Genomic DNA, 13,486 nt, shown 5'->3' on the forward strand with positions numbered 1-13,486 from the left:
GTGGAAGCGGAACTCAATCTTCGCAAGATAAAATTTGCCGCTTTTGACTTGGATGGAACATTAATTGATGACAGAGGCGAGCTTATTGGTGATGTCCATGGCGCAGTGAACATGCTGCGCCAAAGAGGCATTATACCCATTATTGTGACAGGAAGAACCTATGATTCTTTCTTCTCTCTGGATTTAGATCGATCTCTACTCGCCTTATTTCATCATGATGTTTTGCTGAATGATGGGAATGTCATTTGTCATCATGAAAAGAAAACATTTGAGGTGAAGCAGTATGTAGATGCAGCTTTATGCCAACAGATCATCACATCACTTGATGGAAAAGCTGAATTTGTCATGGAATCTCATGGAAAGCACGTGGCATCAAGTAAAAGCGCTAAGTTGAAATACTGCATGCTATATAGCTTTCCACGAGAAAAAATAGAGGTTGGTCACAAGAAAGAATTCAACTTTGAGCGTGTCACAAAACTATTTATTTTACCAAAAGAAAAAGTGGATCTTGCTCGACAATTAAAAGATTGTCATTGCGACGTAGCAGATGCCCAGTTTTTAAATGCTCAAGTCATATCTCCAAAAGGGATTTGTAAGGCAGACATGCTTGAGCACCATTTATTCGATTGTTTTGGAGAAAGAGATTTAGATCGTGTGATTGCCTTTGGAAATGGTCATAATGACAGGCTGATGCTGAAGAAGGCCAAGTGGGGGCTAGCCGTTCAAGATAGTCATCCGTCGGCGATTGAGTTAAGTGATGTTCATTTACAGGAGCCTATTTCTGATTATCTATTTAAAGTTTTACAATCATTTGAAACGCCGCACGTTATCAATGAAAAGGGAGGTATTTAGTTGAGGACCCTTCAACTGCCTTTACCAGAAGCATTAGAAGATACAATGATATCGGATTTTATGGAAAGAGTTTCATTTCTATCTGCTCATATTGTGCACGTGGCTCTTAACGAAGAGGAATCTATGATTGAAGTAACCGTAGATAAAATGGGAGACAAAGAGGCAATATCAACTGCGTTTTCGAATCTATCGTCAAATATCGCACAGCTGCGGAGATTTCGTGAAAAAGAAATAAAATCAAATATTCATTTATCTAGTGAGCCTGTTCATTCGAAACTAAGCGAGGAAGATCAGAAAAGAACCTTCTATGATGAAGTTGAATTGGAACTTTCAAACTACTTTGATCAATTATTTTTAAATATAGGGATTTCACTTGGAGCGAAAGTAAGGCGATACCCTTCGACGATCAGTAAAGATTTAATGGAAAAATGTAAGTATCATACGAATTTTCCACAAAATATTTATTCTGTTTTTGAGATCCCTCATGATTATCAAATCATTGATGATATTCGAGAAAAGCATCATGGTTTTCAGCATGAACACTTCCAGCAGGCAGGCCGTTTTTTACAGCCGTGTATTTGTTATCACTGCTATGAGGAATGGGAAGGGAAGACGTATACAGACAATCAAATGATGACAGCAGCGGGGCAATGTTTTAGACATGAAATCTCTTGGAAAGTGGACCCTCTCAGGAAAATAGAATTTAGTATGCGCGAAATTGTCTTTATTGGTCATCAAGAATTTATCAATGAAACGAGAAAAGCACTCCTTGAGAACACATGGGAATGCTTTCATCAACTTGGTCTAAGTGGAAAGGTCACGACCGCAAATGACCCTTTTTTCTTTTATGATGATATGGATAAAGCGAATTATCAATTAATGGCTAATAGCAAATATGAATTAGTCGCTGTGACAGAAAAGAAAGACGTTTCAATCGCTTCTTTTAACGACTGCGGAGAGATGCTTTGTGAAAGGTTCCATATTAGCGGAGAAGATGGTCTGCCGCTTTATTCAGGTTGTGCGGCATTTGGGATCGATCGTTGGGTTCAAGTGTTTTTACAAACATACGGTCGAAATCGAAAGGATTGGCCGAAAGACATGCTTCATTTAAAGGAGGAGCGCTATGCTGCAAAGTAATCTGACTCAAGAAGAACATACAGCTCTCACTTTATCGACTCCTTTTTTAAAAGCCAGTCAAATTGAAGAGATGCAGGAGCTTTTGTATAAGCAGCAAGACTGGAATGTCATTCTCGGGATGCTGCATGTTCACCGGACAGCAGGAATTGCGTGGAAGAATATTAAACGTTATGCCATTCATTTAAGAAAAGAGTTTAAAGCGACTTATTTTTTAAAGTCATTAGAGATTATGTATAAGGGTCAACTAGAAACGGCTCGAGACAATATCAAGTTAAATGATCAGTTATTTCAAGCACTTGATCAAAAAGGAATTGAATATGCCATTGTAAAAGGAAGTGTGATTGGCCAGTGGGCATACGGTGATGTTGGGCTTCGCTTATTTGGGGACAACGATCTCTTTATCTCACAAGATCAGCTGCAAGAAACTGGACACGTATTAAACGAATTAGGCTATATTCAAGGTTCTTGGAACTATGAAACGGAGACAGTCACACCTGCGAAACGCAAAGACATCCTTTACCTCATCATGAACTCACATCAAACCTACACCTATATGAAACCTATACCAGATTGCCGCTTTATTGATTGTCATAAAATTGATGTTCAGTTTTCAGTTGACCTCATGACAGGGAACCGAACGGATTCAATCGTCAAAGAAATGCTGTCTAGACGAATTCAAACGTCTGTTGACGAGCACCTTGTATGGTCTTTAAAAGAAGAGGATATGCTTCTTTTCCTATGTATTCATTTTTATAAAGAAGCGATTTATTTAAATGAAGTGGAATCAATGAAAGACTTACTGCTTTATAAACTGCTAGATATATATGGCATGTTTATGAAGGAAGACCTACTCGATGTGGATTTGTTTGTCCGCCAGACGAAAGCGTATGGCTTTGAAAAGATGGTCTATTTTGCTTTTCATTATGTGAATGAGGTCTTTCCTCAAACGATTCCTGAACTTGTCATGGATGCACTTCAGCCTGAATCGCTTACTTATTTATCCGAAGTGCTGGATGCAAATGATGTCGTTCATACTTGGAATCAACCAATTCGTAAACGATTCTTTCATATTAATCGATCTTTAGATATTAACAAGCATTCTGTGCATAAGGAGTAGTGTCATGAAAGATCCGGCATCGCTATTTGATTTTAAGGGAAGAAATGACGTGATTTGGTATGGGAATATGAATCAAGAACAAAGCTGGGATCAAACAAGAGCTTTACCAGTCATGACAGACCATGTTCAAAATGAACTGGTTCTTCAGCAAGAACAACAACTGCTTTTGATTGCATCTAAAGAGCATCATGTCATCTTGCATCATCAGCCTGATAAAGCTTTTTTAGCCTATTTGGAAAATCAAGGTGTCCAGCTTCCGCATATGACTCAACTAGACCAAGCATTTAAATTAAATGGACTGATTGTACCGTATCTTTTAGATGAATCACTTGAAAAAGAAGCATTGATTGAAAAAAGAACGATATACGGCTCAAATGCTACACTCGTAAAGCGGTTCAATCATAAGATTTCTACTAGAAGATGGGCAGAAGAACATCTGTTTAACGTCACGTGCGGCGCTATCTGTCATCATACTGACGAATTAAAACAGACGTATGAAGAATTAAAGGCGAAGAATTTCTCAAAAATGGTTCTGAAAATACCTTATGGATCATCTGGGAAGGGGCTGCGTATTTTAAAAAATGACCGAGAATTTATGCAGCTGCTGACCTTTATTGAAAGAAGGAATATCGAAACGGATTTACTCTTAGAGGGATGGCATCCGATTAAACGGTCCTTAAATGCCCAATTGCTCATTCAAGAGAAGGGGTCACACTTACTCTCCATTACAGAGCAGAAAATTAATGAGGACGGCATTTACTTAGGGACGGATTTTGCGCCTGTGTATGAATTGGACAAAAAACGTGAATACGAAGCAAGCATGCATCGAATCATAGAGCTTCTTTATGATGAAGGGTATCGTGGTGTGGTTGGTGTCGATTCAATTATTGATGAAAATGAACAGCTCATACCGATCATTGAAATAAATGCCCGGTTCACACAGGTCACTTATTTACTCCCACTGATTTGTCGTTTTTTTTCAACCTACGAATATATCGAAAGCCGCTTTAAACGATTCTCATGCCGCACTGACCTGCCATTTGAAGATGTCCTAACGGAGGTAACAGAAGCACTCAATCCGGGAGAAGATGGCGGGTTCTTTATTTATACTTTTGGTAAGACGAGATCTGATGATACGTGGCACTATCGATTGTTTATCTTGTTTTACCATATGAAGAAGGACAAGCAGATTCATATGCTGACCATGTTTGATGAGATGGAATTTTCATCAGAAAGGAGGAGGAGTAGTGCTGGAAAATGACTTTACGCTCTTAGAGAAAGCGAATCGTTATGGGACGCCGATGTATGTATACGATGGAGATGCATTGAAAGAGCACTATGAGCACATTACATCATGGCTCCATCAAACAGCTGAGGTGTTCTTTTCATTTAAGTCCAATGGAAATGTCTCGATTGCATCATTGTTACGGTCTTTTGGAGCTGGTATAGAAGTGGCTTCTGAAGGAGAGCTTTTCATGGCGATAAAAGCAGGTTATTCACCGCAGCAAATCATTTTTTCTGGACCGGGTAAGCAGAAGGAAGAGATTGATACCGCTGTTCAGCATGAGATCTATTGTATTATCGCCGAATCTAAGGAAGAACTGACCTACATCGCTGAGTCTGCAAAACGTCAAGACAAGCAGGCATCAGTAGGCATTCGGATCAATCCAGAATCAATTGAATCACGAGCCAAAATAAAAATGGGCGGAGTTCCAAGTCCGTTTGGAATAGATGAATCTAAACTGAATGATGTATTTGATCTGTTTCAGAAGTATGATCATTCGCTGCTATTTAAAGGTATCCATATGTATCTGGGGACTCAAGTTCTTGATGAAACATCGCTTTTATCATCGTTTGAATACACACTTAACACAGCTGTTCGAATCAAGAATGAATATGGACGAACATGCCAGATGGTTGATTTAGGTGGCGGTTTTGGCATTCCGTATTTTCAGCATGAAACCCCGCTTCATGCTGAAAGGCTATTTCAACACGTAGCGGATTTGATTAGATCATATGAAACTGAGCTTGAATTTCCGAGGTTTATTATAGAAATGGGGAGATTTCTTTTAGCAGAATGTGGTGTTTATTTAACAACCATACAATATGTAAAAGAATCAAAAGGGCAGCCGTTTTTAATAGCAGATGGCGGGATGCATCATCATCAAGCGATGACGTTTAGAGGCAGATTGCTCCGCAATAATTACCCTATGCGGCTTATTAAACATTCCAGCAACACCGCAGACGTAGTGAAACAATCAATTGTTGGTCCGCTTTGTACACCAGAAGACTTAATTGGCAGGCAGGTGGAGCTTCCGCAAGGGGAAGTAGGGGATCTTCTTTGTATTGAGAAATCTGGTGCATATGGACTGAGCTACAGCCCTACCTTATTTTTAGGTCATTCTTCTCCGCTTGAGCTACTGTTGTTTGAGGGGAACGATTATGTTGTGCGAGATAGAGGGACCCCGGAAGATCTCTTATGGAAACAAAATAGATCACTCTTTAGACAAAGGAGGGGTGGAAATGAAACTGACAGAGCTGCGACAAGAAACGATTGATCGTCTCATTCTCCAATTTTCAGAAAGAGCAGGGCAGCTGGATGCCGAATCTCGGTTCCCACATCAGAATCTAGACGAGCTGATTGATTGTGGATTACATGTCGCCAATATGCCAAAACAAGACGGAGGTCTTGGATATGGATTTGAAGAAACGATCACCTTGTTGTCACACATATCTAAAGGGTGTGCGTCAACAGGCCTCATTATGGCGATGCATTACTATTCGCTCGGCGCATTTTCTGAAGTGCTGACAAGTGAGCAGCAGGCTTCGGTATTTGACGATATTCGGCATTCAGGAGAGTTCATCGCTTCTGTCAGCGACCCGAATGTGATTTTTATTTATCAGCGAAAGCAAATGGAGGGAATTCCAACCATCACCGCCGAAAAAACAGATGGCGGATATCTTGTGAGTGGAACTAAGTTTACTGTGACAGGTGCACCGCGCATTAAATATTTGCCAATCTATTGTGAGTATGCCCCGTCGTCATGTACATCTCAATATGGAATGACGGCGCTTTTAATGACATTACCGAGTGAAGGTGCTGCGGTGGAGGAATCGTGGAATTATTCGGGAATGAGAGCATCGATGAGTCATCACATTCATTTTGATCAAGTGTTTATACCCGATCATCAGCTCATCGGGCGGGAAGGCTACGCAATAGAAGATACTGAACATTTAATCTATTGGTTTCGTTTAGCTGTTACCGCTGTTTATTACGGGATTGCAAAGGCAGCATATGAACATGCCCTCGGTATGGCATATAAAAGGAATGATCGAATTTCTAAGAAAAAATCAGCCTTTTTACCAGGTCAACAATTTCGTATTGCAGATATGAAAATGAAATTAGATGTTGCACATTCTCAGCTCATGGCCTGTGCCCAGCAAGCAGATCGAGAAAAGAAACAAACTCATTACTCGAGTGAGTTGTATACAAAGACGCTGATTACTAAACACTTTGTGACACAGGCGGCAGAAGAAATCGTGGAACTGGCTTCTCAGGTCGAGGGTTTTTCTTCATTACAGCAAGGATCTTTGCTTGAGCGCTTAAGCCGAGATGTGAAAGCGGCAAAATTTCATCCACCTTCAGAAGATGTATTAAAAGAAGTGATTGCGAAAAAAGAGCTGGGCATTATCCCGTTAAAAAATCGCTGGGTATGATGGCGTAAAAAAGGAGGAGACATATGTGGCTACTGCAGCACCTATTTACCGAAACAATTATTTAAACTGTTCTCAATTAACGATTGCAGCCATGCTTCTTAGACAAGGAATTCAAATCGACAGGATTTGGAGGCAAGCTGGTCTTGTTTATAGATCTCAAGACCAAGGATTTGTTTTGATCGGTTCCTTTAAACATTTTCGTGAAGATATTCTGCATCATAATGGCATTCATTTAGAAGAAATTTTTTACACCGAAGAGGAATTAGACCTCTATATGAATCGGGTATTTAAACAGCATCCTGAGAGAGGCACTGTGTCTGTTTCTTTAGATATATTTGAATTACCGTACTGTCCATTTTTTGAAAGAGAACATGGATATCATACATTGGAAGTACTTGAGGTGAATGATGATCATGTAGTGATCAGTGACCATGCTTATTCCTATCATGGCACATTGAGTAAAGATCATTTGATGAAAGCCGCACGCTCTGTCTACGAACATACGCCTCGAACCGAAAATCGTTATAAATGGATCAAACAGGTTGATCTTGAGAAAGAACCGGATGTAATGAAAGTTTTAAAAGAGCATGTCGCCATATTAGAAGGTGCACCGCCACATTTTGAATTGCCTGGAGCTATCACAGGACTTGACGCAATTTCAGTCATTCAAAGAGATTATATAGATAGTATCAAAGGTGATGAAAATGGTAATTTATTAGACAATGTTTATTTTGAAGGACTAAAGGATGTCGCCAACTCCAGAAAACATATGGTGACATTTTTATCATCATATGAAAATGAGCATTTACAACCCCTTATTCAAGCATTTGAAGATGCTTATCAAAGCTGGACAGTGCTTGCTAATTTTACAGCTAGAGTCGGCCTCAGCAAAAATCCTCGCAGTATGATTGAAAGAACGTCGAATCGGTTTCAAAAAACATTAGAAGTGGAGACAAGCCTTCTCACGCAACTAAAAGAGGTGATTCAAAATGAAAACCTATCAACCCCTCACTCTTCATGATTATGTCAATAACAGAGGCATCACATATCAAAATGAATATGAAAAAGGCCAATTAACCATTGGCGGGGCTTCTTTGCCGGCTGAGTTGGTCATGAACGTGAAAGACTCTTTGGTCGAAGGCATTCCTTTTCAGTTCATTTATCAAGATCAAGGAGACAATATTGAATTAGAAGGTCAGTCTATTCAACTTCAGGCAGTTGAAGCAGAAGCGCTCCATGTCGTTGGCTGTTCATCTAATGGTAATCTCTACGAAAAGATGACATTATTACGAGAGGGGACCGTTGTCTTGGAATCTCGTCTTTCATTAACCGATGTGATTGAACGTGAACCTGCATTTGATGATCGATTGGCTTATGCATTTGATTATATTCATACGGTAGCCGGCATCAATCATCATTTGACATCAAACCTATGGATTGATTCGCTTTCCTTCTCGCAAAAAATCGTTTTTGATGAAATCCGCTTTCAAGATAATCCATTTATGCATATTTTCGCAATGACGATCCAGCAGTCAGATCAGTGATGGAAGGGAGCCATGTCTATGTGCGGCATTGCAGGTTATTGTCATTTTAACAAAGCACCACTTGATCCACACATCTTACTGAAGATGAAAAACGTACTTAGTGTGCGTGGACCTGATGATAGTGGTGTATATCAAGACGACTCAGTTGGTTTGGTTCATACGCGGCTTTCCATTATCGATATTCAATCTGGGCCGCAGCCAATAACAAATGAAGATGAGTCTATTTGTGTGATTTTAAATGGCGAGATATATAATTTCCAAGAACTAAGAGAGGACTTATGGAATAAAGGTCATACGTTTCGTACGCTGACAGATACAGAAGTACTTGTTCATGGCTATGAAGAATATGGTATTTCTTTTATTGAGCAATTAAATGGAATGTTTGCAGCTGCGATATGGGATCAAAAGAAGAAAGAATTCTTTTTATTTAGAGACCGGTCTGGGATTAAGCCGCTTTATGTTTCAGAATGTAGAGGAGGGCTTATTTTCGGATCGGAAATGAAGGCTCTTCTTCAGCATCCAGATATACAAATTGCCATTCAGCCTGAAGCTGTCCTTAGTTATTTATCCTTCCGTTATGCGATCGGCGAGCAAACTTTCTTTCAAGGAATTCAAACATTACCCCCAGGGGTCATCTTGAAAATAGATGAAACAGGAATGACAAAAGAGGCCTATTGGCAATATCCTTTCCCATCTGATGGAATTGACAGGGGAGAACGTTATTATCAAAAGGGATTGTTTGAATTACTTCAAGATAGTGTCCAAAAACAAATGATGTCTGATGTACCTGTAGGAGCTTTTTTGAGTGGAGGAGTGGATTCGACTTCCATTGTTGCTTTGATGTCCAAATATGCGAACGAGAATATTCACTGTTTTTCGACCAGCTTTGAAGAGGAAGGCTTTTCTGAAGAAAGCTATGCCAAACTCGCGGCAGATCAATACAATGTCAAGCTTCACTCACATCGAATGAGTGAAGAAGAATACTTTCAATTATTGCCAGAAGTTGTGAAACGAAGAGATCATCCTCTTTCCATTCCTCATGAGGTCGCTTTTTATCATATGTCACGTGAAGCAAAAAAGCATGTAACGGTTGTTTTGTGTGGTGAAGGAGCGGACGAATTGTTTGCAGGGTATGGTCGTGTATTTAGGAGTCCTTCAGATTGGCGTAAAATTTTATGGCTTCAAAAAAACCGAAAGCTGTCATCCATCCTTTCAAAGGTATTATTTGAACCGTCCTTTCAGCAACAGGTGCATCAATTTATCCATCTTGATGGGGAAATGGAACATTATAAAAAAAGATATGCTTGGTTTACGGATAGCGAAAAAGAGCAGCTCTTAGGTCAGCACGCTCATTCTATTGATTCTGCTGATTTGCACATGAATCAATTGATCGCCCATTGCTTTAAAGAGATGGAAGGGGCGTCGTATGAAAACAAACTGCTCTATTTATTTCAACAAATTCATTTACCCAACTTGTTAGACCGGCTTGATATGATGACGATGTCACATGGACTAGAAGCACGTGTACCGTTTCTTGATCATCGCATCATCCAATTTGTCAACGATATGCCTTTCAAGTACAAACTTCCTTATAAAGGGCTACCTAGCAAAGTGCAAGCATTTTTCCAATCGAGCCTTAAAACAAGTGAGGTCCAAGATATTCCGAAATATATGTTGAAAAAGACAATGGAGCAAACGGTGGATAAGCGTATATTATATAGAAGAAAAATGGGTTTTCCGGTTCCGGTGTATCATTGGATGAACAAAAGAATGGGAGAAATCGAAGAGAAACTTCTTGATCAACAAAGCTTTGCAACACAATTATTTCAAAAAGAGCCGCTAGAACAATTTTTGCGACATCATTCGAATCAGAAGAACAAAAATGGAGCGGACCAAAAAGTGTGGATGCTTTACAACTTGGAATTATGGCATGATCACTATATCAAAGGGGCGCGTCTTCCGCTCCAAACTAGTCATTAAGAGGCCCGGTCTATTCACCATCCCTGCTGCATATATGATATGGAAGGGGAGTGATGCGATTTTGAGGCTGAGTGAGCTGTCAGGAAAAGAGATCGTCGATATTAAAAGAGCGGAGCGGCTTGGCGTGCTTGGACAAACCGACCTTGAAATAAATGAACAGGACGGTCAAATTACAGCACTCATCATACCTTCCGTCAAATGGTTTGGCTTTCGAAAACAAGGAAATGACATCCGCGTTCCGTGGAATCACATTCAAAAAATAGGATCAGATATGATCATTCTCGATGTGCCTGAAGAACTTCAGCCGCACGGAGAAAAAGAGCACCCATCATAAAAGGGTGCTCTTTTTCTTTTCTCTCTCCGATTTGTTCACAGGCTGAATCCTCTCCTCATATGCTGAAAGGGAGATTCGGAAAATATTACAGACTTTTTTAAATAAAGAAGGTGAACGGTCAGTATGTTGAGCGGTTTAACGGTTGCGGTGATCGGGGGAGATGCTAGGCAGCTTGAAATCATTCGCAAGCTGTCACAGCAGCATGCCAAAGTGTTTTTGGTCGGATTTGATCAGCTGGATCATGGATTTATTGGTGCTGAAAAGCTGAAAATGTCAGAGCTTCCATTTGAACAAGTGGATAGTATGATCCTTCCGGTATCAGGTGCTACAGACGAAGGGGTCGTTGCCACCGTTTTTTCAAATGAGAAGGTCGTGCTAGAAGCTAAATATTTAGAAAGAACCCCTGCACATTGTACCTTGTACTCAGGTATTTCTAATATGTACTTAGACAATATGGCAAAGCAGGTGAACCGGAAGCTTGTGAAGCTGTTTGAGCGAGATGATATTGCCATATATAACTCTATTCCAACAGTTGAAGGGATTATCATGATGGCCATTCAGCAAACGGACTATACGATTCATGGGTCACATGTCGCTGTTCTCGGACTTGGTCGAACAGGGCTCACCATTGCCCGCACATTTCGGGCGCTAGGTGCGGAAGTGAAAGTTGGTGCTGCGGATACAGCCCATTTAGCGCGAGCCTTTGAGATGGGACTTGATCCATTTTCAATGGACCGTTTAAAAGATGAAGTAACGGATGTCGACATCATCATCAATACGATTCCAAGCTTAGTATTAGATTCATCTGTCATCGTCAGCATGACACCAAAGACACTCATTTTGGATATCGCCTCCCGCCCAGGTGGAACAGACTTTGACTTTGCACAAAAGCATGGAGTGAAGGCGCTTCTTGCACCAGGACTTCCAGGGATTGTGGCACCAAAGACAGCCGGGCAGATCATTGCAAAAGTGCTATCTGGTCTCTTATGTGAACTTGCGGAGGAAAAAAGGGGGATGGAATCATGACTACACTAAAAGGGAAAAGAATCGGTTTTGGTTTAACAGGTTCTCACTGCACGTACGAAGCTGTTTTTCCGCAAATCGAATCACTCGTGAAAGAAGGGGCAGAAGTGCGTCCTGTCGTGTCATATACGGTGCAAAATACGAATACGAGATTCGGAGAAGGAGCGGACTGGATTGAGCGGATTGAGAAGCTGACAGGATTTCAAGCGATTGACTCAATCGTCAAAGCAGAGCCGCTTGGACCAAAACTTCCACTTGATTGTATGGTCATTGCGCCTTTAACAGGCAATTCAATGGCGAAATTTGCAAATGCACTAACAGACAGTCCAGTCTTAATGGCTGCTAAGGCGACCATTCGTAATCATCGCCCTGTCGTTTTAGGCATTTCCACCAATGATGCATTAGGTTTAAATGGTACAAATCTCATGAGACTCATGTCGACAAAGAACATTTTCTTTATTCCATTCGGCCAAGATGATCCATTCAAAAAACCGACTTCCATGGTAGCGCATATGGATCTACTGACGAAAACAGTAGAAGAGGCGCTCGAGCATAGACAAATTCAGCCCATTTTAATTGGATCAAACGAATAATAGATTCACTAGAAAATCATGAAAGATTCAAAAAAGGTACTTCAAGCCTTGCTTTTCTATGGTAAAATAAAATGTAAAAAGTCATAGGATGGCCATCCGAAAGAAAAGAATCATGGATGGGTCGGAAGGAGTTTTACTGATGGGAAGAGGATTGCATGTAGCTGTAGTTGGAGCGACTGGAGCTGTCGGTCAACAAATGTTAAAAACACTAGCTGACAGAGATTTTGAAATGGATACACTTACTCTACTATCCTCAAAACGTTCTGCTGGAACAAAAGTGACATTCAGAGGTCAAGAGTATACCGTTCAAGAAGCAACACCTGAAAGCTTTGAAGGGGTCAATATTGCACTATTCAGTGCGGGAGGAAATGTTTCCAAAGCGCTAGCTCCTGAAGCGGTCAAACGAGGTGCAATTGTTGTCGATAATACAAGTGCTTTTCGTATGGACGAAAATACCCCTCTTGTCGTACCAGAGGTAAACGAAAAAGATTTGCATGACCATCAAGGGATCATTGCAAACCCTAACTGTTCAACGATTCAAATGGTAGCGGCGCTAGAACCGCTTCGTCAAGCGTATGGCATGAAAAAAGTCATTGTGTCTACTTACCAAGCAGTATCAGGTGCAGGACATGAAGCCATTGACGAACTGTACAGCCAGTCGCAAGCCATTTTAAATAAAGAAGATGTGAAACCAGAAGTCATGCCTTATCAAATTGCCTTTAATGCGATTCCGCAAATTGATAAATTCCAAGACAATGGCTATACATTTGAAGAAATGAAAATGATCAATGAAACGAAAAAAATCATGCACTTGCCAGAGCTGGAAGTAGCGGCAACATGTGTGAGACTACCAATTGAAACGGGTCATTCAGAATCGGTTTACGTTGAACTTGAATCAAATGACGCAACGGTTGATGACGTCAAGTCCATCCTAAAAGATGCACCAGGCATCACATTACAAGATGATCCGTCTCAGCAAATTTATCCAATGCCTGCAGATGCTGTTGGTAAAAACGACGTATTTGTCGGCCGCATTCGGAAGGATTTGGATCGTCCAAATGGCTTCCATATGTGGATTGTATCTGATAACCTGCTAAAAGGCGCTGCATGGAACTCCGTTCAAATTGCAGAAAGCTTACGAGCATTAAAATTAGTTTAACATTCAATGGATGATGAGGACGAATAGAAG

13 protein-coding genes are annotated in these 13,486 nt (G+C 40.6%); all 13 read left to right on the forward strand.

Annotation, left to right across the window (positions count from 1 at the left end; genetic code table 11):
• Positions 1-852, forward strand: a complete 852-nt coding sequence (locus M2369_RS11580) for an HAD hydrolase family protein (RefSeq protein ID WP_100325003.1) — start codon at positions 1-3, stop codon at positions 850-852.
• Entirely contained in the window at positions 853-1,989 is a 1,137-nt protein-coding gene (locus M2369_RS11585) for an aminoacyl--tRNA ligase-related protein (protein WP_259254258.1), read from the forward strand.
• The gene (locus tag M2369_RS11590) at positions 1,976-3,106 is read left to right on the forward strand and encodes a nucleotidyltransferase family protein (protein ID WP_259254261.1); all 1,131 of its coding nucleotides are present in this window, start codon (positions 1,976-1,978) and stop codon (positions 3,104-3,106) included. Before M2369_RS11585 ends, M2369_RS11590 begins: the two co-directional genes overlap by 14 nt.
• Positions 3,107-3,110: 4 nt before the next feature.
• Positions 3,111-4,367 (forward strand): ATP-grasp domain-containing protein, encoded by a 1,257-nt coding sequence (locus M2369_RS11595; RefSeq protein WP_144678807.1) that lies wholly within the window; start codon positions 3,111-3,113, stop codon positions 4,365-4,367.
• Positions 4,354-5,664, forward strand: coding sequence for a type III PLP-dependent enzyme domain-containing protein (locus M2369_RS11600; protein WP_259254262.1), 1,311 nt, complete (start codon positions 4,354-4,356; stop codon positions 5,662-5,664). The genes M2369_RS11595 and M2369_RS11600 overlap by 14 nt, the downstream gene beginning before the upstream one ends.
• A complete protein-coding gene (locus tag M2369_RS11605; RefSeq protein ID WP_161565248.1) occupies positions 5,630-6,823 on the forward strand; it encodes an acyl-CoA dehydrogenase family protein in 1,194 nt (397 codons plus the stop codon). The genes M2369_RS11600 and M2369_RS11605 overlap by 35 nt, the downstream gene beginning before the upstream one ends.
• Positions 6,824-6,848: 25 nt before the next feature.
• Positions 6,849-7,844, forward strand: coding sequence for a hypothetical protein (locus tag M2369_RS11610; RefSeq protein ID WP_058337322.1), 996 nt, complete (start codon positions 6,849-6,851; stop codon positions 7,842-7,844).
• On the forward strand, positions 7,813-8,367 hold the full coding sequence (locus M2369_RS11615; protein ID WP_058337321.1) for a hypothetical protein: 555 nt from the start codon (positions 7,813-7,815) through the stop codon (positions 8,365-8,367). The genes M2369_RS11610 and M2369_RS11615 overlap by 32 nt, the downstream gene beginning before the upstream one ends.
• Positions 8,368-8,379: 12 nt before the next feature.
• Positions 8,380-10,347 carry an asparagine synthase (glutamine-hydrolyzing) gene (gene asnB, locus M2369_RS11620; protein ID WP_144678806.1) on the forward strand — a complete coding sequence of 656 codons (1,968 nt, stop codon included), beginning with the start codon at positions 8,380-8,382 and terminating at the stop codon, positions 10,345-10,347.
• A 61-nt stretch (positions 10,348-10,408) separates the two neighbouring features.
• A complete protein-coding gene (locus M2369_RS11625; RefSeq protein ID WP_008344726.1) occupies positions 10,409-10,681 on the forward strand; it encodes a YlmC/YmxH family sporulation protein in 273 nt (90 codons plus the stop codon).
• Between the two features lie 123 nt (positions 10,682-10,804).
• Positions 10,805-11,707 carry a dipicolinic acid synthetase subunit A gene (gene dpaA / locus M2369_RS11630; RefSeq protein ID WP_017359065.1) on the forward strand — a complete coding sequence of 301 codons (903 nt, stop codon included), beginning with the start codon at positions 10,805-10,807 and terminating at the stop codon, positions 11,705-11,707.
• Positions 11,704-12,297 (forward strand): dipicolinate synthase subunit B, encoded by a 594-nt coding sequence (gene dpaB, locus M2369_RS11635; RefSeq protein WP_017367267.1) that lies wholly within the window; start codon positions 11,704-11,706, stop codon positions 12,295-12,297. Before dpaA ends, dpaB begins: the two co-directional genes overlap by 4 nt.
• A 139-nt stretch (positions 12,298-12,436) precedes the next feature.
• Positions 12,437-13,456 (forward strand): aspartate-semialdehyde dehydrogenase, encoded by a 1,020-nt coding sequence (gene asd, locus M2369_RS11640; RefSeq protein ID WP_017359063.1) that lies wholly within the window; start codon positions 12,437-12,439, stop codon positions 13,454-13,456.
• Positions 13,457-13,486 lie beyond the last annotated feature (30 nt).

This window comes from Bacillus sp. JUb11 (assembly GCF_024807925.1).
GTDB classification, from domain to species: Bacteria; Bacillota; Bacilli; order Bacillales; family Bacillaceae; genus Bacillus; species Bacillus altitudinis.

Bases quoted from the DNA above. Each gene is read 5' to 3' on its own strand.
- M2369_RS11595 (WP_144678807.1), top strand. From the start codon at position 3,111: ATGAAAGATCCGGCATCGCTATTTGATTTTAAGGGAAGAAATGACGTG.
- asd (WP_017359063.1), top strand. From the start codon at position 12,437: ATGGGAAGAGGATTGCATGTAGCTGTAGTTGGAGCGACTGGAGCTGTC.
- asnB (WP_144678806.1), top strand. From the start codon at position 8,380: ATGTCTATGTGCGGCATTGCAGGTTATTGTCATTTTAACAAAGCACCA.
- M2369_RS11605 (WP_161565248.1), top strand. From the start codon at position 5,630: ATGAAACTGACAGAGCTGCGACAAGAAACGATTGATCGTCTCATTCTC.
- dpaA (WP_017359065.1), top strand. From the start codon at position 10,805: ATGTTGAGCGGTTTAACGGTTGCGGTGATCGGGGGAGATGCTAGGCAG.
- M2369_RS11590 (WP_259254261.1), top strand. From the start codon at position 1,976: ATGCTGCAAAGTAATCTGACTCAAGAAGAACATACAGCTCTCACTTTA.
- M2369_RS11615 (WP_058337321.1), top strand. From the start codon at position 7,813: ATGAAAACCTATCAACCCCTCACTCTTCATGATTATGTCAATAACAGA.
- dpaB (WP_017367267.1), top strand. From the start codon at position 11,704: ATGACTACACTAAAAGGGAAAAGAATCGGTTTTGGTTTAACAGGTTCT.